At 69.8% G+C, this 19,917-nt stretch carries 18 protein-coding genes; 16 read left to right on the forward strand and 2 right to left on the reverse strand.

Going from position 1 to position 19,917, the window contains the following annotated elements; translation table 11 throughout:
• The first annotated feature begins 234 nt into the window (after window positions 1–234).
• Entirely contained in the window at window positions 235–1,434 is a 1,200-nt protein-coding gene (gene ftsY, locus OG858_RS32680; protein WP_319066692.1) for a signal recognition particle-docking protein FtsY, read from the forward strand.
• 107 nt (window positions 1,435–1,541) lie between these two features.
• On the opposite strand, the gene OG858_RS32685 is transcribed toward ftsY, so the two are convergent.
• Window positions 1,542–2,198: a bifunctional DNA primase/polymerase gene (locus OG858_RS32685; protein ID WP_086746537.1), complete on the reverse strand. Its 657-nt coding sequence runs from the start codon at window positions 2,196–2,198 to the stop codon at window positions 1,542–1,544.
• Window positions 2,199–2,624: 426 nt separating this feature from the next.
• On the opposite strand from OG858_RS32685, the gene nsdA reads away from it, so the two are divergent.
• From nsdA to ffh, 5 genes are all read left to right on the forward strand, one after another.
• Window positions 2,625–4,100 (forward strand): transcriptional repressor NsdA, encoded by a 1,476-nt coding sequence (gene nsdA, locus OG858_RS32690; protein WP_086746538.1) that lies wholly within the window; start codon window positions 2,625–2,627, stop codon window positions 4,098–4,100.
• A gap of 384 nt (window positions 4,101–4,484) precedes the next feature.
• On the forward strand, window positions 4,485–5,771 hold the full coding sequence (locus tag OG858_RS32695) for an ammonium transporter (protein WP_086746539.1): 1,287 nt from the start codon (window positions 4,485–4,487) through the stop codon (window positions 5,769–5,771).
• Window positions 5,768–6,106, forward strand: coding sequence for a P-II family nitrogen regulator (locus tag OG858_RS32700; protein ID WP_003997576.1), 339 nt, complete (start codon window positions 5,768–5,770; stop codon window positions 6,104–6,106). Before OG858_RS32695 ends, OG858_RS32700 begins: the two co-directional genes overlap by 4 nt.
• A gap of 26 nt (window positions 6,107–6,132) precedes the next feature.
• Window positions 6,133–8,583 carry a [protein-PII] uridylyltransferase gene (locus OG858_RS32705; RefSeq protein ID WP_086746540.1) on the forward strand — a complete coding sequence of 817 codons (2,451 nt, stop codon included), beginning with the start codon at window positions 6,133–6,135 and terminating at the stop codon, window positions 8,581–8,583.
• A gap of 184 nt (window positions 8,584–8,767) precedes the next feature.
• Window positions 8,768–10,318 (forward strand): signal recognition particle protein, encoded by a 1,551-nt coding sequence (gene ffh, locus OG858_RS32710; protein WP_319066694.1) that lies wholly within the window; start codon window positions 8,768–8,770, stop codon window positions 10,316–10,318.
• Window positions 10,319–10,716: 398 nt separating this feature from the next.
• Here ffh and OG858_RS32715 read toward each other — a convergent pair whose 3' ends face one another.
• Window positions 10,717–11,475 carry an SAM-dependent methyltransferase gene (locus OG858_RS32715; protein ID WP_319066695.1) on the reverse strand — a complete coding sequence of 253 codons (759 nt, stop codon included), beginning with the start codon at window positions 11,473–11,475 and terminating at the stop codon, window positions 10,717–10,719.
• A gap of 304 nt (window positions 11,476–11,779) precedes the next feature.
• Between OG858_RS32715 and proS the strand changes: the two genes are divergently transcribed.
• From proS to lepB (OG858_RS32765), 10 genes are all read left to right on the forward strand, one after another.
• The gene (gene proS / locus OG858_RS32720) at window positions 11,780–13,195 is read left to right on the forward strand and encodes a proline--tRNA ligase (RefSeq protein ID WP_319066697.1); all 1,416 of its coding nucleotides are present in this window, start codon (window positions 11,780–11,782) and stop codon (window positions 13,193–13,195) included.
• A 315-nt stretch (window positions 13,196–13,510) separates the two neighbouring features.
• Window positions 13,511–14,107, forward strand: coding sequence for a hypothetical protein (locus OG858_RS32725; protein WP_086746543.1), 597 nt, complete (start codon window positions 13,511–13,513; stop codon window positions 14,105–14,107).
• Between the two features lie 363 nt (window positions 14,108–14,470).
• Complete coding sequence (gene rpsP / locus OG858_RS32730; RefSeq protein WP_328544193.1) at window positions 14,471–14,890, forward strand: 30S ribosomal protein S16; 420 nt, start codon at window positions 14,471–14,473, stop codon at window positions 14,888–14,890.
• 2 nt (window positions 14,891–14,892) lie between these two features.
• Window positions 14,893–15,132 (forward strand): RNA-binding protein, encoded by a 240-nt coding sequence (locus tag OG858_RS32735; protein WP_086746545.1) that lies wholly within the window; start codon window positions 14,893–14,895, stop codon window positions 15,130–15,132.
• A gap of 83 nt (window positions 15,133–15,215) precedes the next feature.
• The gene (gene rimM / locus OG858_RS32740; protein WP_319266412.1) at window positions 15,216–15,818 is read left to right on the forward strand and encodes a ribosome maturation factor RimM; all 603 of its coding nucleotides are present in this window, start codon (window positions 15,216–15,218) and stop codon (window positions 15,816–15,818) included.
• The gene (gene trmD, locus OG858_RS32745; RefSeq protein ID WP_319266410.1) at window positions 15,818–16,651 is read left to right on the forward strand and encodes a tRNA (guanosine(37)-N1)-methyltransferase TrmD; all 834 of its coding nucleotides are present in this window, start codon (window positions 15,818–15,820) and stop codon (window positions 16,649–16,651) included. The genes rimM and trmD overlap by 1 nt, the downstream gene beginning before the upstream one ends.
• Window positions 16,652–16,785: 134 nt before the next feature.
• A complete protein-coding gene (gene rplS / locus OG858_RS32750; RefSeq protein ID WP_013000407.1) occupies window positions 16,786–17,136 on the forward strand; it encodes a 50S ribosomal protein L19 in 351 nt (116 codons plus the stop codon).
• A 69-nt stretch (window positions 17,137–17,205) separates the two neighbouring features.
• Window positions 17,206–17,937, forward strand: a complete 732-nt coding sequence (gene lepB, locus OG858_RS32755) for a signal peptidase I (RefSeq protein WP_319266408.1) — start codon at window positions 17,206–17,208, stop codon at window positions 17,935–17,937.
• The gene (gene lepB, locus OG858_RS32760; protein ID WP_328544192.1) at window positions 17,930–19,060 is read left to right on the forward strand and encodes a signal peptidase I; all 1,131 of its coding nucleotides are present in this window, start codon (window positions 17,930–17,932) and stop codon (window positions 19,058–19,060) included. Before lepB (OG858_RS32755) ends, lepB (OG858_RS32760) begins: the two co-directional genes overlap by 8 nt.
• Window positions 19,026–19,916: a signal peptidase I gene (lepB, locus tag OG858_RS32765; protein WP_319066699.1), complete on the forward strand. Its 891-nt coding sequence runs from the start codon at window positions 19,026–19,028 to the stop codon at window positions 19,914–19,916. The genes lepB (OG858_RS32760) and lepB (OG858_RS32765) overlap by 35 nt, the downstream gene beginning before the upstream one ends.
• The last annotated feature ends 1 nt before the right edge of the window (window position 19,917 follow it).

Raw genomic sequence — 19,917 nt, forward strand, 5'->3', positions numbered from 1 at the left:
TCACACACCCCGGGGGCGCTTCGTCGTGTACCCGGCGGGACTCTCCGCCACTGGTCCCGTTCTGCACCCTCCCCCTCCGTGTGCGGGGAATCCCGCCCGACGCCGCTGGGCCGCTCGGTGAGCGATCGAGTCCTACGCGATCGGCGCCGGCCGGGTCGGAACCGGCCCGGTGGGGTGTCGGCCCCACGTGGGCGACGGACCGTCGGGCGGGAGGTCACGCATACTGGAGCGGTTATGGAACTCATCCTTGCTGTAGTCATCGCCGTGGTCGTGCTCGGCGTGCTGGGCGGGCTCGTCGTAGGCGGCCGCAAGAAGAAGTCGCTGCCCCCGGCGCCCCCCACGACACCCGACATCACCGCACCCCCGGCCGAGCCGCATGTCGGCGACGAGGCCGAGACGCCGCGCGACGAACCGCGCCGAACGATCGAGGAGGTGGATCTCCCCCACGGCACGGCGCCGGCACCCGTCGCCGTCGAGGAACCGCCGGCCGTCCCCGAGATCGAGATCCCGGAGCCGGCCGCCGGCCGCCTGGTGCGACTGCGTGCCCGGCTCTCCCGCTCGCAGAACGCGCTCGGCAAGGGGCTGCTCACGCTGCTCTCGCGCGAGCACCTCGACGACGACACCTGGGAGGAGATCGAGGACACCCTCCTCACCGCCGACGTCGGCGTCCAGCCCACCCAGGAGCTGGTCGAACGACTGCGCGAGCGGGTGAAGGTGCTCGGCACCCGTACCCCGGCCGAGCTGCGCACACTCCTGCGCGAGGAGCTGCTGCAGATCCTCGTCCCCGAGTTCGACCGTGTGGTCAACACCGACTCGCCGCTGGACACCCCGGGCATCGTGATGGTCGTCGGCGTCAACGGCACCGGCAAGACCACCACCACCGGCAAGCTCGCCCGCGTCCTCGTCGCCGACGGCAAGAACGTCGTCCTCGGCGCCGCGGACACCTTCCGCGCCGCCGCCGCCGACCAGCTGCAGACCTGGGGAGAGCGGGTCGGCGCCCGTACCGTGCGCGGTCCCGAGGGCGGCGACCCGGCGTCCATCGCCTTCGACGCCGTCAAGGAGGGCATCGAGGAGGGCGCCGACGTCGTCCTCATCGACACCGCCGGCCGACTGCACACCAAGACCGGCCTCATGGACGAGCTGGGCAAGGTCAAGCGCGTAGTGGAGAAGCACGCGCCGCTGGACGAGATCCTGCTCGTCCTCGACGCCACCACCGGTCAGAACGGTCTCGTCCAGGCCCGTGTCTTCGCCGAGGTCGTCGACATCACCGGCATCGTCCTCACCAAGCTCGACGGCACCGCGAAGGGCGGCATCGTCATCGCCGTCCAGCGCGAGCTGGGCGTACCCGTCAAGCTCGTCGGCCTGGGAGAGGGCGCGGACGACCTGGCGCCCTTCGAGCCGGAGGCGTTCGTGGATGCACTTATCGGCGAATAACCGCACAGACCCACCTCCGAGAACTGGTAGGTGGGGTGCTGGAAGCGCCCGCCCCCGAAGTGCAGTCGGGGACGGGCGCTTCGCTGTGTGCGTATCCGAGGGTGCCGCTATGCGCGGGACCGGTGGGCCACGTACGCCAAGGTCCCCAGCAGCAGCCGCGCGGCCGGTGGCTTCGTCGCCGAGTCGAGGGCGGGGGAGCGGAGCCAACGGACCGGACCGAGGCCACCACGGTCGGAGGGCGGGGCCGTGACATGGCTGCCGGGGCCGAGGCCGCGCAGGTCGAGGGAGGACGGGTCGTCCCAGCCCATGCGGTAGAGCAGTGTGGACAGCTCGGCGGCGGCGCCCGGGGCGACGAAGAACTGGGTGCGGCCCTCGGGGGTGGCGATCACGGGGCCGACGGGGAGGCCCATGCGTTCGAGGCGGACGAGCGCGTGACGGCCCGCGGACTCGGCGACCTCGATCACGTCGAAGGACCGGCCCACCGGCAGCATCACGGAGGCACCGGGGAACTCGGTCCAGGCCTCGGTCACCTCGTCGAGCGTCGCTCCGGCGCGGACGGGAGGCGCGAAGCCGAGTGGATGCGCGCCGGGCGCGGAGCAGGTGGTCCTGCCGCACGAACACGCGCCCGAAGCCGTCCGTGCGCCGGGGACGACGTCCCATCCCCAGAGGCCGGTGAACTCGGCCACGGCCGTGCATTCCGAGGAACGGCCGCGCCGACGCGTGCCGGATCGCATCTCCCGAATGCCGCCGATCGTGAAGCCCATGCCCCCTCCAACGGGTCCAGCGCGCCGGTGGTTACGCGACGGAGTCGGAATGCGACGCTCTGCTTCCGCATGGGAGGCGCACTGCGGCATTCAGGGTGGTGCGGTCGACGACGCGCGCCCCTGAATGCATCACTCCGCCCACTCCCGGCCGTCTTGTGTCAAGTGAATCGCGTACAGGCGACCGTGAGTTCATTCGAAGGGGTGGCGAATGGTGGCGTTTCTGGAATCACCGTGGCCGGACGCGTGATCGTAGGATTACTTTGAGTGCACGAGGCCTGGGGATGTTTGCGCTCGTGGGTATGCCGGAGGCAAGTCGTCTTTCCGTTCGATGGGTGACGAGGGTCGGACGTACGGCGTGGTAACCGGCATTCTGTTAGGGCTTGGCGCACACAGCGCACAGGTGGTTTCAGGGATGGGGGCGTTCCAGTGGGCGGCAACGGCGGAAGCGGCACGAACGCTGAGAAGCGCCCGAACGAACTGCTGGGCTCGTGGTTCGTCCGCAGCGGCTGGTCCAAGGGCGAGCTCGCCCGGCAGGTGAACCGACGGGCCCGTCAGCTCGGCGCCAACCACATCTCCACCGACACCTCGCGCGTACGGCGTTGGCTCGACGGGGAGAACCCGCGCGAGCCGATCCCGCGGATCCTGTCCGAGCTGTTCTCCGAGCGGTTCGGCTGTGTCGTCGCCGTGGAGGACCTGGGACTGCGCGCGGCCCACCAGGCCCCGTCCGTCTCCGGTGTCGACCTGCCCTGGACGGGCCCGCAGACCGTGGCGCTGATCAGCGAGTTCTCGCGCAGCGACCTGATGCTGGCGCGGCGCGGCTTCCTCGGGAGCTCGCTCGCCCTCTCCGCGGGCCCGGCCCTCATCGAGCCGATGCAGCGCTGGCTCGTCCCCGCGCCACCCGCCCCGCGCGCGGAGCCCGAGCCGTCGCCCGCCGCCCGCCGCGCCGGCCGGCTCTCCAAACCGGAGCTGGACCTCCTGGAGTCCACCACGGTGATGTTCCGGCAGTGGGACGCCCAGTGCGGCGGCGGTCTGCGCCGCAAGGCGGTCGTCGGCCAGCTCCACGAGGTGACCGACCTCCTCCAGGAACCGCAGCCCGAGGCCACCACGCGGCGGCTGTTCAAGGTCGCCGCCGAGCTGGCCGAGCTGGCCGGCTGGATGAGCTACGACATCGGCCTCCAGCCCACCGCCCAGAAGTACTTCGTCCTCGCCCTCCACGCGGCAAAGGAGGCGGGCGACAAGCCCCTCGGCTCGTACGTCCTGTCCAGCATGAGCCGCCAGATGATCCACCTCGGCCGGCCCGACGACGCCCTCGAACTGATCCATCTCGCCCAGTACGGCAGCCGCGAGTGCGCGAGCCCGCGCACCCAGTCGATGCTGTATGCGATGGAGGCCCGGGCCTACGCCAACATGGGCCAGCCCGGAAAGTGCAAACGGGCCGTCCGGATGGCCGAGGACGTCTTCTCCGACGTCGAGGAGTGGGACGACCCGGACCCCGACTGGATCCGTTTCTTCAACGAGGCGGAGCTGCACGGAGAGAACTCCCACTCCTACCGCGACCTCGCCTATGTCGCAGGCCGCAGCCCCGCCTACGCGTCGCTCGCCGAGCCCGTGATGCGCCGGGCCGTCGAGCTCTTCTCCACGGACACCGAACACCAGCGGTCGTACGCGCTGAACCTCATCGGCATGGCCACCGTGCACCTGCTCCAGCGTGAGCCGGAGCAGGGGGCGGTCATGGCCAAGCAGGCCATGGAAACCGCGAAGAAGGTGCGTTCCGAGCGCGTCAACACCCGTATCCGAAAGACCGTCGACACGGCCGTACGCGATTTCGACGGTCTTGCCGAGATCGTCGACCTCACCGAGCAGCTCGCCGTCCACCTCCCCGAGACCGCCGAGGCGGTCTGACCGGGCCCGGCGTACGCGGGCCCACTCGTACTCCGGCCGCGGCCGGCCATCCCGACTGCCCGACTCGGCTCCCCCATGCCAGGTCATCGGATGGTCTGCCGTGGTCGGTCCGTTCCGGGAGGTTCCACCGGAAGTTCCATCGGATACGAAACCGTTATCCGCCGAGGGCCCCACAGAGGCTGGGCCCCACACGGGACTAATCCTCCGAGATTCACGTTTCACCTGTCTGTAACGTGATGGGTGCCTTCGTCACATCCGGGAAACATTTCCAAACTCCCCGTGAAACGGTGCTGCGTCAGTCTCCTCAGCACAGTCGGCCCTCCCCGATAGCTCCCAAGCTTCCGCATCCGCACGGGCCGTTCCGACCACGAGGAGATACCGGCATTGAACGGCACAGATACCGGATTCGTATTGATCAGTGCGGCGCTCGTCATGGTGATGACGCCGGGCCTGGCGCTCTTCTACGGCGGCATGGTCCGTGCCAAGAGCGTGCTGAACATGCTGATGATGTCCTTCATCTCGCTGGGCATCGTCAGCATCCTGTGGGTGCTGTACGGCTACTCGCTCGCCTTCAGCGGTGACCAGGGCGGCTTCATCGGCAACCTGGACGCGATCGGCCTCAAGGGCATCGACGTCACCAGCACGGTCGACAGCTTCGTCCTCGGCGCCGGCGACAAGCCGCACCAGATCGCCGCGTTCGCCTTCATCCTCTTCCAGATGCTGTTCGCGGTCATCACCCCGGCCCTGATGAGCGGTGCGCTGGCCGACCGCGTCAAGTTCAGCGCCTGGATGATCTTCATCGCGTTCTGGGTCACCCTGGTGTACTTCCCGGTCGCGCACTGGGTCTGGGCGCCGGGCGGCTGGCTCTTCGAGCTGGGCGTCATCGACTTCGCCGGTGGTACCGCGGTCCACATCAACGCCGGTATCGGCGCGCTCGCCGCGGTCCTCGTCGTGGGCAAGCGGATCGGCTTCAAGAAGGACCCGATGCGGCCGCACAGCCTGCCGCTGGTCATGATCGGCACCGCCCTGCTGTGGTTCGGCTGGTTCGGCTTCAACGCCGGCTCCTGGCTCGGTGTCGACGGCACGACCGCCCGCATGGCGATCAACACGCAGATCGCGACCGCCGCCGCCATCATCGGCTGGCTGATCTACGAGCGCATCCGTCACGGTGCGTTCACCACCCTCGGTGCCTGCTCCGGTGCCGTCGCGGGCCTCGTCGCGATCACCCCGTCCGGCGGTCACGTCAACGCCTTCGGCGCCATCCTGATCGGCATCGTCGCCGGTGCCGTCTGCTCCTGGGCCGTCAGCCTCAAGTACAAGCTCGGCTACGACGACTCCCTCGACGTCGTCGGCGTCCACCTGGTCGGCGGTGTCATCGGCACCCTGATGGTCGGCTTCCTCGCCACCGAGGTAGGCGGCTGGGACCAGTTCGGCAAGCAGGCCACGGGTGCCTTCTCCGTCATGGGCTACACCTTCGTGGTGACGTGGATCATCGCCTTCGCCATCCAGAAGACGATCGGCTTCCGGGCGTCCGAGGAGGACGAGGTCACCGGTGTCGACCAGGCCCTGCACGCCGAGACCGCGTACGACTTCTCCTCGGCCGCCGGTTCGCACATCTCCGCCAGCACGAGCAGCGTCGCTGCCCCTGAGAGCAAGAAGGTCGAGGCATGAAGCTGATCACCGCGGTCGTCAAGCCGCACCGGCTGGACGAGATCAAGGAAGCCCTGCAGGCCTTCGGGGTGCACGGTCTTACGGTGACCGAGGCCAGTGGGTACGGTCGGCAGCGGGGCCACACGGAGGTGTACCGGGGTGCCGAGTACACGGTCGATCTGGTTCCCAAGATCCGTATCGAGGTGCTCGCCGAGGACGACGACGCCGAACAGCTGATCGACGTCATCGTCAAGGCCGCCCGCACCGGCAAGATCGGTGACGGCAAGGTCTGGTCCCTCCCGGTCGAGACGGCCGTTCGGGTCCGGACCGGCGAGCGCGGCCCGGACGCGCTCTGATCGAAGAGAAGAACAGGAGTCGCTGGGTGACGAGTACGGACGTACGTACGGATGCAGAGGACTCGGGACCCAGCGGTTATGCGGCGGCCCGGCTGCGCCTCCTCCAGGAGGAGGCGCAGTCCGGGCCGCCGCGCCGTTCGGCCCTGGCCGAGTTGACCGACGACTGGCTCGCGGGACTGTTCGGCGCGGGTGCCAACGAACTGCGCGGGGCCTCGCTGGTCGCCGTCGGGGGATACGGGCGCGGTGAACTCTCGCCCCGCAGCGATCTCGATCTGCTGCTCCTGCACGACGGGTCCGACGAGCGGGCGGTGGCCGCGTTGGCCGACCGCATCTGGTACCCCGTCTGGGACCTGGGGCTGGCCCTCGACCACTCCGTGCGCACCCCCGCCGAGGCGCGCAAGACCGCCGGCGAGGACCTCAAGGTGCAGCTGGGGCTGCTGGACGCCCGGCACATCGCGGGTGATCTGGGCCTGACCGCCGGGCTACGGACCGCCGTCCTCGCCGACTGGCGCAACCAGGCGCCCAAACGCCTCCCGGAACTCCAGGAGCTGTGCACCGAGCGGGCCGAGCGGCAGGGGGAGCTGCAGTACCTGCTGGAACCCGACCTCAAGGAGGCGCGTGGCGGGCTGCGTGACGCCACCGCCCTGCGCGCCGTCGCCGCCTCCTGGCTCGCCGACGCCCCGCGCGAGGGGCTCGCCGACGCCCGGCGCCGGCTCCTCGACGTACGGGACGCGCTGCACCTCGCCACCGGGCGCGCGACCGACCGGCTCGCGCTCCAGGAACAGGACCAGGTCGCCGCCGAGCTGGGACTGCTGGACGCCGACACCTTGCTGCGCCAGGTGTACGAGGCCGCGCGGGTCATCTCGTACGCCAGTGATGTGACCTGGCGTGAAGTGGGGCGCGTGCTGCGGTCGCGCGCGGTACGGCCCCGGCTGCGCGCCATGCTCGGCGGGGCGAAGCCCGCCCCCGAGCGGTCGCCGCTGGCCGAGGGCGTGGTCGAGCAGGACGGCGAGGTCGTGCTCGCACGGGCGGCCAAGCCCGACCGGGACCCCGTGCTTCCCCTGCGCGCCGCCGCCGCTGCCGCCCAGGCCGGACTGCCGCTGTCCCTGCACGCCGTACGACGCCTGGCGGCGGCAGCCCGGCCGCTGCCTACGCCCTGGCCCGCCGAGGCGCGTGAGCAGCTGGTCACCCTGCTGGGTTCCGGGCGCCCGACCGTTGACGTCTGGGAGGCACTGGAGGCCGAGGGCCTCATCACGCACCTGCTGCCCGACTGGGAGCGGGTGCGCTGCCGGCCGCAGCGCAACGCCGTGCACATCTGGACCGTCGACCGGCACCTCATCGAGACCGCGGTCCAGGCCTCCGAGATGACCCGCCGGGTGCACCGGCCCGACCTCCTGCTGGTCGCCGCGCTGCTCCACGACATCGGCAAGGGCTGGCCCGGCGACCACTCCGTCGCCGGCGAGATCATCGCCAAGGACGTGGCGGCCCGGATCGGCTTCGACCGCGACGACGTGGCGGTGCTCGCCACCCTCGTCCGCCACCACCTGCTGCTCGTCGACACGGCCACCCGGCGCGACCTGGAGGACCCGGCCACCGTCCGGTCCGTGGCCGACGCCGTCGGATCGCCGGGCACGCTCGAACTGCTGCACGCGCTGACCGAGTCGGACGCGCTGGCCACCGGGCCCGCCGCCTGGTCGTCGTGGCGTGCCTCGCTCGTGTCCGAGCTGGTCCAGCGGGTCGACGCGCTGTTCGCCGGGGACATCCCGCAGGAGCCGCAGCCCGGCGAGACCAGTGCCGAGCAGGAGCGGCTGGCCATCGAGGCGTTCCGCACGGGCGGACCGGTGCTGTCACTGCGCGCGCAGACGGAGGCCGCCGCCGAGGAGAAGGACGAGAAGGCAGACCCCGAGCCGCTCGGCGTGGAACTCCTCATCGCCGTACCCGACCAGGCGGGCGTGCTGCCTGCGGTCGCCGGTGTGCTCGCCCTGCACCGGCTGACCGTGCGTACGGCCGAACTCGGGACGTTCGACCTCCCGGACGGCGTCGAGGGCTCGGTACTGCTGCTGAACTGGCGGGTGGCCGCCGAGTACGGCTCGCTGCCCCAGGCGGCCCGGCTCCGTGCGGACCTCGTACGGGCCCTGGACGGGTCGCTGGACATCGCGGGGCGGCTGGCCGAGCGGGATGCTGCCTATCCCCGGCGGCGGGGCGTCGTCGCGCCGCCGCCGCGCGTCACGGTGGCCGGGGCGGCCTCCCGGCACGCCACGGTCATCGAGGTCCGTGCCCAGGACGCCCCCGGGCTGCTCCACCGGATCGGGCGCGCCCTGGAGGACGCGCACGTACGGGTGCGCAGTGCGCATGTCAGCACGCTGGGCGCCAACGCCGTGGACGCCTTCTACGTGACCGGGTCGCAGGGGGCGCCCCTGCCGGGCGACGAGGCGGCGTCCGTGGCGCGGAAGCTGGAGGAGATGCTGCGCGGCTGAACGTGACGGGCACGGACAGAGGGGCGGGCACGGGTTCGGGTGTCCCGTGCCCGCCCCTCCGCCCGTGCCCGTGCGGGGGAGGGTTCCGTCACCACTATCCACAGGGGTGGAGACCCGAACACACCCAGACAGATACCCTGGAGGGCGACCCAGACTGCCCCCGACTCCGAGGACCGACACCGCCGTGTTCGATACGCTCTCCGATCGCCTCTCAGCGACTTTCAAGAACCTGCGCGGCAAGGGGCGCCTCTCCGAGGCGGACATCGACGCCACGGCGCGCGAGATCCGCATCGCGCTCCTGGAAGCGGACGTCGCGCTGCCGGTCGTCCGGGGCTTCATCAAGAACGTCAAGGAGCGGGCGCTCGGCGCCGACGTCTCCAAGGCGCTCAACCCCGCCCAGCAGGTCCTCAAGATTGTCAATGAGGAGCTGGTCGCGATCCTCGGCGGCGAGACCCGCCGCCTGCGCTTCGCCAAGAACCCGCCGACCGTGATCATGCTCGCCGGTCTGCAGGGTGCCGGTAAGACGACCCTCGCGGGCAAGCTGGGCCGCTGGCTGAAGGAGCAGGGCCACTCGCCGCTCCTCGTCGCCTGTGACCTCCAGCGCCCCAACGCGGTGAACCAGCTCAGCGTCGTCGCCGAGCGCGCGGGCGTCGCGGTCTACGCCCCGGAGCCGGGCAACGGCGTGGGTGACCCGGTCAAGGTCGCCAAGGACTCCATCGAGTTCGCCAAGTCGAAGGTCCACGACATCGTGGTCGTCGACACCGCGGGCCGCCTGGGCATCGACCGGGAGATGATGCAGCAGGCCGCCGACATCCGGGACGCGGTCTCCCCGGACGAGATCCTCTTCGTCGTCGACGCGATGATCGGTCAGGACGCCGTCAACACGGCCGAGGCCTTCCGGGACGGCGTCGGTTTCGACGGTGTGGTCCTCTCCAAGCTCGACGGTGACGCCCGCGGTGGTGCCGCCCTGTCGATCGCCTCGGTCACCGGCAAGCCGATCATGTTCGCGTCGAACGGCGAGAAGCTCGACGAGTTCGACGCGTTCCACCCCGACCGGATGGCCTCCCGCATCCTCGACATGGGTGACCTGCTCACCCTGATCGAGCAGGCGGAGAAGACGTTCAGCCAGGAAGAGGCCCAGAAAATGGCCTCCAAGCTGGCGTCCAAGAAGGGGCAGGACTTCACCCTCGACGACTTCCTGGCCCAGATGGAGCAGGTCAGGAAGATGGGCAGCATCAGCAAGCTGCTCGGCATGCTGCCCGGCATGGGGCAGATCAAGGACCAGATCAACAACATCGACGAGCGTGATGTCGACCGCACCGCCGCGATCATCAAATCGATGACGCCGGGTGAGCGCCAGGAACCGACGATCATCAACGGCTCGCGCCGTGCCCGTATCGCCAAGGGTTCGGGCGTCGAGGTCAGCGCGGTGAAGAACCTTGTCGAGCGGTTCTTCGAAGCCCGCAAGATGATGTCCCGCATGGCCCAGGGCGGCGGCATGCCCGGAATGCCGGGTATGCCCGGCATGGGTGGTGGCCCCGGCCGCAGCAAGAAGCAGCCCAAGCAGGCCAAGGGCAAGCAGCGCTCCGGCAACCCGATGAAGCGCAAGCAGCAGGAGCAGGAGGAGGCCGCACGCCGGGCTGCCGGTGCCCAGGGTGGTGCCCTCGGACTGCCGGGTCAGCCGGCCCCGCAGGACTTCGAGCTGCCGGACGAGTTCAAGAAGTTCATGGGCTGACCGGCCTCATGCCGGACGCCGCGTGACCGGCCGGGGGGTGTGGCCGGGCGCGCGGCGCCGGGTGCCGTGTGCGTGGACGGCATGAGTGTGGTGTCGCTCGTGGTGCTTGCGGTGGCAACTCCCGTACGCAGATGTGTTGTTCCCCTGGACGATGCGTCAGGCTATGGGTGCCGTGCGGCACTTGGCCAAGCGAAAGCGCTACCGACCCGCTTTCTTCACACCATTCACACCCGCATCGGAAGAAGTCTCGAAGACCTCCTCGGGGGCTCCCCGAAGCGATCGGGGTGCCCCGAAGCGCTCAGTGACTGCCCGAAAGCGCTCGGGGGCTCCTCGAAGTGCTCAGGGGCCGACCGAAGCGCTCAGGGACTGGTCAAGCCGTCGAGACGCGCCCCGAGTCCTCAGCGCGTCCGTGCGATCAGGTAACGGAACACGTTCGGCATCCACACCGTGCCGTCCCGGCGGCGGTGCGGGTGCAGGGCCTCGGTCAGTTCCTTGTCCACCTGTGCCTGGTCGGTGGCCCCGATCGCCGCGTCGAACAGGCCGGTCGACAACAGCCCCCGGACCGCGTTGTCCACGTTGGCGTACCCGAAGGGGCAGGCCACGCGTCCGGAACCGTCCGGCTTCAGGCCGGCCCGCTGGGCGACCTCCTCCAGGTCGTCCCGCAGTGCCGGGCGCCAACTGCCCGCACTGCGCAGGGGATCGGCGAGCTTCGTGGCCACACGGAGCACGGCGGACGTGGTGCAGCGTTCCGGCGGGCCCCAGCCGGCGAGGACCACGGGGGTGCCGCGTTCCGCGAGCGGGGTCGCCGAGGCGAGCAGTTCACCGAGGCCCTCGGAGTCCCCGGCCAGACAGCCGATCGGCTCGAAGGCGGTCACCAGGTTGTACAGCGGGTCACCGGGGGTGCGGGCCGCGTCCTCGGGGACGCCTTCGACGACCCGAGCGCCGCCACGCGCGCGCGTGGCCCATGCCTCCGTCTGCAGCCGCTCCCGCGCGAGTGCGGTTCTCTCGGGGGTCCCCGAGTCGACGCCGGTGACCGCGGCGCCCCGCGACGCAGCCATCAACAGCGCGAGGCCGGACCCGCAGCCGAGGCCGAGCAGTCGGGTGCCGGTGCCGACGTCGAGCCGCCGGTGGACGGCCTCGTACAGCGGTACCAGCATCCGTTCCTGGATCTCGGCCCAGTCACGCGCGCGTGCACACCGGTCCACGCGGGGTGTGGCCCCCGCGCGAGGCAGTTGCTGCCGCACGAGCGTAGGTGTCATATCGAAAGCGCCCCAATCCGCCGTGAGTTGCCGTTGCCGGATTTCCTGGCCCCCGTGGCAGTGCGCGCTCGCACTCCCCCCGTATGCCAGGAAACTCCGCACCCGGCGAGTCGTCCAGGGGTCTCGGACACCGGCTTGCGGACTGTCTGGGAGTGAACAAAAGAATTCACATCCCCGCAACGTGGACCCGTACCATCGCGCCATGGCCAAGGCACCCGTACTCACGCCCCGCGCGGACGACTTCCCGCGCTGGTACCAGGATCTGATCACCAAGGCCGAGCTGGCCGACAACGGACCGGTGCGCGGCACCATGGTCATCCGACCGTACGGGTACGGGCTGTGGGAGCGGATGCAGCAGGAGATGGACGCCCGGATCAAGGAGACGGGCACGCAGAACGCGTACTTCCCGCTGCTGATCCCGCAGTCGTATCTCACCCGGGAGGCCGAGCACGTCGAGGGCTTCGCGCCCGAGCTGGCCGTGGTGACGCACGGAGGCGGCAAGGACCTCGAAGAGCCCGCCGTGGTCCGCCCCACCTCCGAGATGATCATCAACGACTACTTCTCGAAGTGGGTGCAGAGCTACCGCGACCTGCCGCTGCTGATCAACCAGTGGGCGAACGTGGTCCGTTGGGAGCTGCGCCCCCGACTGTTCCTGCGCACGACCGAGTTCCTCTGGCAGGAGGGCCACACGGCGCACGCGACGTACGAGGAGGCGCGCGACTTCGCCGCGCACATCCACCGGGAGGTCTACGAGGACTTCATGGTGAACGTCCTCGCGATGGACGTCCTCCCCGGCCGCAAGACCGTCAGGGAACGATTCGCGGGCGCCATCAACACCCTCACCCTCGAAGGCATGATGGGCGACGGCAAGGCCCTCCAGATGGCCACCAGCCACGAACTGGGCCAGAACTTCGCCAAGGCCTTCAACACCCGGTACCTGTCGAAGGAGGGCAAGCAGGAACTCGTCTGGCAGACCTCCTGGGGCTCCACCACCCGCATGATCGGCGCCCTGGTGATGATGCACGGCGACGACAACGGCCTGCGGGTCCCGCCCCGGCTGGCCCAGATCCAGGTCGTCGTGCTCGCGATCAAGGGCGACGACGCGGTTCTGGCCAAGGTCCGCGAACTCGGCGCCCGGCTGAAGGCCGCGGGTGTCCGCGTCCAGGTGGACGACCGCACGGACATCCCCTTCGGCCGCCGCGCCGTCGACTGGGAACTCAAGGGCGTCCCCGTACGCATCGAGATCGGCCCCCGTGACCTGGAGAACGGCACCGCGATGCTCGTCCGCCGCATCCCGGGCGGCAAGGAACCGGTCGCCGTCGACGCACTCGCACACCTGCTGCCCGCGATCCTCGAGGAGGACCAGGCGCTCCTTCTGAAGCAGTCGCGCGAGCGCCGCGAGTCCCGTACGACCGAGGTGTCCACGCTCGACGAGGCGATCGAGGCCGCAGGGGTCGGTGGCTGGGCGCGTATTCCCTGGTCGACGCTGGGCGAGGACGGCGAGAGCAAGCTCGGGGAACACGCCGTGACCGTACGGTGTCTGGTCGCCGAGGACGGGTCGGTGCCCGACTCCTACGATGCACCCGGTAACGTCGCCGTGGTGGCGCGCGCTTACTAGAGCGCTCCGTTCCGCCGGGAGAGCGGCCGAAACGCCCCTTGCGCGTCCGACGACCACAGGTGCCCCGGCGCGCGGACCTCGTCTACGCGCCTGTCAGGAGGGGCGGCCCGACAGGGCCTCGGTTGAGGGTGGTGGTGGGAGACGGGTGGGCGTACGTGCTGCTACGTACCGCCTTGTGGTGAGCTGCGAGGCTTCTCCGCAGATCAGCGCACCCGCCCTCGTCAGGACGCACTAGTGGCAACTGACGGGTACGTGCAAATTATTTGGGATGGCCCGGAATCGGAACACACGGGCACTCCGGCTCGTTGTCATTACGTGAGCACGACACAGACACCACCTGTTCTCGCCGCAGAACTGGCACAGGCGTGGGCCGACATTCAACGGCACCACCCCGAACTGCCGGATCTTGCCGCTCCCGAGTCACTGATCGGGGAGTCGTCGTCCGCATGCGGGCACGAACTCTCCTTCGAGCGACTGCTTCATGAGGCAGTCCATGGCATCGCCGCCGCGCGCGGAGTCCGCGACACCTCCCGGGCCGGCCGGTACCACAACCGCAGATTCCTCGCGATCGCCGAGGAGCTGGGCCTCGACCACCCGGATGAACCGCACCCCAGCAGCGGTTTCTCGCTGGTCACGCTCAACCCCGAGGCCAAGCGTCGCTACCGCCCGACCATCGACAGACTGCAGCGCGCCCTCAAGGCCCACACCGCGGCGACCTCCGCGGACACGGCCCGCAGCTTCCGGGGCCCGGCCGCCCGCCACGGCTCCTCCGGCGGCGGTGTCCGCGTGAAGGCCGTCTGCGACTGCGGCCGCAACGTCCGGGTCGTCCCGTCCGTACTCGCCCAGGCCCCCATCGTCTGCGGCGGCTGCGGCAAGCCCTTCCGTATCCCGGAGGTCGTGGGCGCGGCGTGACGGCCGACGAGCTGGGACGACGACTGCTCGTGGCAGCCGTACACAGCTCGTGGGCTCTGGTTCAGCCGCACCGTGGGGTGCAGCCGCGGTCATGCGTGGCTGCGGCAGTTGTGCCGCTGGGGAGGCGCTCCGTGCGCCGGGGCAGGTGAAAGGCCCTGGCGCCGGGTGCCGCTTCGGCATGGCTTCGTCCAGCCCCGGTAAGAGGCGAAGCGCAGCGTGTGGCACAATGGCTAGCTGTACTCGACAGTCGCACAGGACCCCTCTCTCCTCCGGCTGACGCGTCCATCGGGCACTCGGGTACCGCAACCCCACGCGGCCTTCTCGCCGTGCCCAATCACGTCAAATCCAGGAGAACCCACTCCAGTGGCAGTCAAGATCAAGCTGAAGCGTCTGGGCAAGATCCGTTCGCCTCACTACCGCATCGTCGTCGCCGACTCCCGCACCCGTCGTGACGGCCGTGCGATCGAGGAGATCGGCAAGTACCACCCGACGTACCACCCGTCGGTCATCGAGGTCGACGAGGAGCGCGTCGCGTACTGGCTGGGTGTCGGCGCGCAGCCGACCGAGCCTGTGCTCGCCATCCTGAAGAAGACCGGCGACTGGCAGAAGTTCAAGGGCGAGCCCGCTCCGGCGCCGCTCCTCGTGGCTCAGCCGAAGTCCGCGCGTCCGTCGTTCGAGTCCCTTGGCGGCGACGACGAGGGCAAGGGTGAGGCGATCACCCAGAAGAAGAAGGCCGACAAGAAGGACGAGGCTGCCGCCGAGTCCGAGTCGACCGAGGCCTGAGCATGCTCGAGGAGGCTCTTGAGCACCTCGTCAAGGGCATCGTCGACTACCCCGACGATGTGCAGGTGGCTTCCCGCGACCTGCGCCGTGGACGCGTACTCGAGGTCCGGGTCCACCCCGAAGACCTCGGTAAGGTGATCGGCCGCAACGGCCGTACCGCCCGCGCCCTGCGTACCGTCGTGGGCGCCATCGGCGGCCGCGGTATCCGTGTCGACCTCGTCGACGTGGACCACGTCCGCTGACAACATGCGCAGCACCGGCTCGGGCCGGGGAAGGCCACTGGGCCGTCCCCGGCCCGTAGTCGTATGACAGGAGATCAAGCACAGTGCAGCTCGTAGTCGCACGGATCGGCCGCGCCCACGGCATCAAGGGCGAGGTCACCGTCGAGGTCCGCACCGACGAGCCGGAACTCCGGCTCGCTCCCGGCGCCGTCCTGTTCACGGACCCCGCCTCGACGGGGCCGCTCACCATCGAGACCGGCCGGGTCCACAGCGGCCGGCTGATCCTGCGCTTCGAGGGCGTCCGCGACCGCAACGCCGCCGAGGCCCTCCGCAACACCCTGCTGATCGCGGAGGTGGACCCGGAGGAACTGCCGGAGGAAGAGGACGAGTACTACGACCACCAGCTGATGGACCTGGACGTGGTCACCAAGGACGGAACCGAGGTCGGCCGGATCATCGAGATCTCGCACCTGCCGTCCCAGGACCTCTTCATCGTCGAGCGGCCGGACGGGAGCGAGGTGATGATCCCGTTCGTCGAGAAGATCGTCACCGAGATCGACCTGACCGAGCAGCGGGCGGTCATCGACCCGCCGCCGGGCCTGATCGACGACCGGGCGGAGATCGCTTCCGCCCGGGACGCCGACGAAGAGGACGCCGACGAGGAGTCCGCCGCGGATCCCTCCGGACCGGCCGGGGACGAGATCTGATGCGGCTCGACGTCGTCACGATCTTCCCCGAGTACCTCGAACCCCTGAACGTCTCCCTCGTAGGCAAGGCACGCGCGCGTGGACAGCTGAACGTGCACGTCCACGACCTGCGGGAGTGGACGTACGACCGGCACAACACGGTCGACGACACCCCCTACGGCGGCGGCCCCGGAATGGTCATGAAGACGGACCCCTGGGGCGACGCCCTGGACTCCGTCCTCGCCGACGGCTACGAGTCGGGTGCCCGCGAGCCGGCGCTCATCGTCCCCACCCCCAGCGGCCGCCCCTTCACCCAGGCACTCGCCGTCGAACTCTCCGAGCGCCCCTGGCTGGTCTTCACGCCGGCGCGCTACGAGGGCATCGACCGACGCGTGATCGACGAGTACGCCACCCGGATGCCCGTTCACGAGGTGTCCATCGGCGACTATGTGCTCGCCGGCGGCGAGGCGGCCGTCCTCGTCGTCACCGAGGCCGTGGCGCGGCTGCTGCCCGGCGTCCTCGGCAACGCCGAGTCCCACCGGGACGACTCCTTCGCGCCCGGCGCCATGGCCAACCTCCTGGAGGGGCCGGTCTACACGAAGCCCCCCGAGTGGCGCGGCCGCGGCATCCCCGATGTGCTGCTCAGCGGGCACCACGGCAGGATCGCTCGCTGGCGGCGCGACGAGGCCCTGACACGTACGGCGGCCAACCGGCCCGACCTCATCGAGCACTGCCACCCCAAGGCCTTCGACAAGAAGGACCGCGAGATGCTCTCCATCCTGGGCTGGGCCCCGGATCCGGAGGGGGAGCCGTACGGCCGATTTTGGCGGCGGCCGCAGGACGTGGAAGAATAGGCCGCTGTTGTGCGTCGTCCGGCGCGCGCCCCTGCCGCAGGGGGACACGACGCCCGCCCCGACACGGACAGCATCCTCTCGATACACCTAGCTCCCGCCTATGACCTGTGGCATGGGCGAAGAAAGCAGACGAAATGTCTCACCTGCTCGACTCCGTCGACTCCGCGTCGCTGCGCAGCGACATCCCGGCCTTCCGCCCGGGTGACACCGTCAACGTCCACGTCCGCGTCATCGAGGGCAACCGCTCTCGTGTGCAGCAGTTCAAGGGCGTTGTGATCCGTCGCCAGGGCGCCGGTGTCCGCGAGACCTTCACGGTCCGCAAGGTCTCGTTCTCCGTCGGCGTCGAGCGCACCTTCCCGGTGCACACCCCGATCGTCGAGAAGATCGAGCTCGTCACCCGTGGTGACGTCCGCCGCGCCAAGCTGTACTACCTGCGCGAGCTGCGCGGCAAGGCGGCGAAGATCAAGGAGAAGCGCGACAACTGATCGCGCGCTCGAGTCTCGACTCGAGTCACAAAAGGTCGTCACAGCGGGGCCGGATACGATCTGGCCCCGATGGACACCGAAGCACAGCAGCACATGGAGCGCGACCGTTCCCCTCGCCCTTCCGGCGACGAGGTCTCCGAGGAGATCTCCGACACAGGAGGGCCTGAGGAGCGGTCGCGTTTCGCATGGGTGGACCGGACCACCGAGTGGGTGCCGGGTGGGAATTACACCCTGACCGTGCTGATCTGCCTGCTTTTTCTGGCGCTCTTCAGCAACTTCGTGATGCAGCCGTTCCAGATTCCCAGCAGCTCCATGGCCCGTTCATTGAGGATCGGGGACCGCGTTCTCGTAAATAAGTTGGCGTACCGTTTCGGATCTGAGCCGCAGCGCGGTGACGTCGTCGTGTTCGACGGCACCGGCTACTTCGGGAACGCCGACTACATCAAGCGCGTTGTCGGCGTGGGGGGAGACCGGGTGGTCTGCTGCGACCAGCAGGGGAGGCTTGAGGTGAACGGCCGGTGGGTCGACGAGTCGTCGTTTCTGTACCCGGGCGACAGCCCGTCGAACGTACCCTTCGACGTGGTCGTCCCCGAGGGCAGGCTGTTCCTCCTCGGCGACCACCGCAGTGACTCCAGCGATTCCCGCGACCATCTGGGGTCGCCCGGCGGCGGCATGGTCCCTCTCGACTCCGTGATCGGCAGGGCCGACTGGATCGCCTGGCCCGCCGACCACTGGAGGCGTCTGGACCGTCCGGACGCCTACGCGCGTGTGTCCGCCGCCGTCGGCGGTGCGCATGGGTAACCGCGGCAAACCCCGCGGTGCGGCTCCCAGCACCGCCGCCGAGAACCTGCTGCCCACCGGCACGCGGCGGTCCGGCGGGGCCGCCCGGCCGAGCCGGGTCGAACGGCGCAAGCTCGCCCGCAAGATCAAGGCGCGCAGGCGTCGCTCCGCGGTCAAGGAGATCCCCCTCCTCGTCGGGGTCGCCGTCCTCATAGCCCTGGTCCTGAAGACCTTCCTCGTCCAGGCGTTCGTGATCCCGTCAGGCTCCATGGAGCAGACGATCCAGATCGGCGACCGTGTCCTGGTCGACAAACTCACGCCCTGGTTCGGCTCCAAGCCCACCCGCGGGGACGTCGTCGTCTTCAAGGACCCGGGCGGCTGGCTGGAGGACGAGCAGACGACGGCCGCCACCGAGGACCCGATCGTCATCAAGCAGATAAAGGAAGGCCTGCAGTTCATCGGCCTCCTCCCGTCCGACGACGAACAGGACCTGATCAAGCGGGTCGTCGCGGTCGGCGGCGACACCGTCAAGTGCTGCGACACCCAGGGCCTCGTCACCGTCAACGGCATGCCGCTGGACGAGACGGCGTACATCCACCCGGGCAACCAGCCCTCGACCCAGCAGTTCCAGGTGACCGTGCCCCAGGGCCGCCTCTGGGTCATGGGCGACCACCGGGAGAACTCCGCCGACTCGCGCGCCCACCAGAGCGACGATTCCCAAACGGCGCAGTTCGGCGGCACGGTCCCGGAAGATGCCGTCGTCGGCCGGGCCGTGGTCATCGCCTGGCCGGTCGGCCACTGGGGGCAGTTGGAGGAGCCGGACACATTCACCGCCGTGCCGAGCGGGTCGACCACCGCCCTCGGCGCTTCGCATAGGGTGGCCTCCGCGGATCGAAACGGATTGATCCCTCTCCCGACCCCTGCGGAACTCCCGCTCGTTATGGGAGTGGTGGGCCTGCACCGGCTGTGGCGCGGGCGGCGGTACGGAGTGAGGAGTGGATGTGGGGGATTTGGCGGTCGGCGCACGGTCCGGACACGGTGGTTCCGAAGAACGGCCGGAGCGATCCGACGAGGCGGCTTCCCCGGCCGCGGAGAACGTGGAGGGCGTCGTGAATTCCGAGGGTTCGGCCGACGCCGGGAGTGACTCCCCGGGCGGAACCGACGGCGGTGACGGAGCCCGTACCTCGGTCGACGACGGCGACCAGCACGAGAGGCCCAAGAAGAAGCAGCGTTCCTTCTGGAAGGAACTGCCGATCCTGGTCGGTATCGCGCTGGTGCTCGCGCTGCTGATCAAGACCTTCCTGGTACAGGCGTTCTCCATCCCGTCCGATTCGATGCAGAACACCCTCCAGGAGGGCGACCGGGTCCTGGTCGACAAGCTCACCCCGTGGTTCGGCTCCGAGCCCGAGCGCGGCGAGGTCGTCGTCTTCCACGACCCCGACGGCTGGCTGAACGGCGAACCCACCCTGGAGCCCAACGCCGTGCAGCGTGTCCTCGGCTGGATCGGCCTGATGCCGTCCGCCGAGGAGAAGGACCTCATCAAGCGGACCATCGGCGTCGCCGGCGACACCGTGGAGTGCGACGGCACGGGCCCGCTCAAGGTGAACGGCAAGGCGCTGAACGAGCCTTACGTGTACCCGGGCAACACCCCCTGCACCGTCGACGACACCGGTGGTCAGTTCAAGGTGAAGGTACCCAAGGGCAAAATCTGGGTCATGGGCGACCACAGGCAGAACTCGCTGGACTCCCGCTACCACCAGAACGACACGAACGACGGCATGGTCCCCGTGAGCCAGGTCGTGGGCCGCGCCATCGTGGTCGCCTGGCCGCCCACCCGCTGGTCCACGCTGCCGATTCCCGACACCTTCGACCAGAACCTGAGCGCCGCCGCTCCCGGCGCGCTCGGCCTCGCGGGCGCGGTGCCGCTGGTGCTGTGGCGCCGGCGCCGCCTTCTGGCCGCCGAGAGCCCGAGGGTTTCTGGTACGCGTACCGCCGGGTAGG

This window comes from Streptomyces europaeiscabiei (assembly GCF_036346855.1).
GTDB classification, from domain to species: domain Bacteria; phylum Actinomycetota; class Actinomycetes; order Streptomycetales; family Streptomycetaceae; genus Streptomyces; species Streptomyces europaeiscabiei.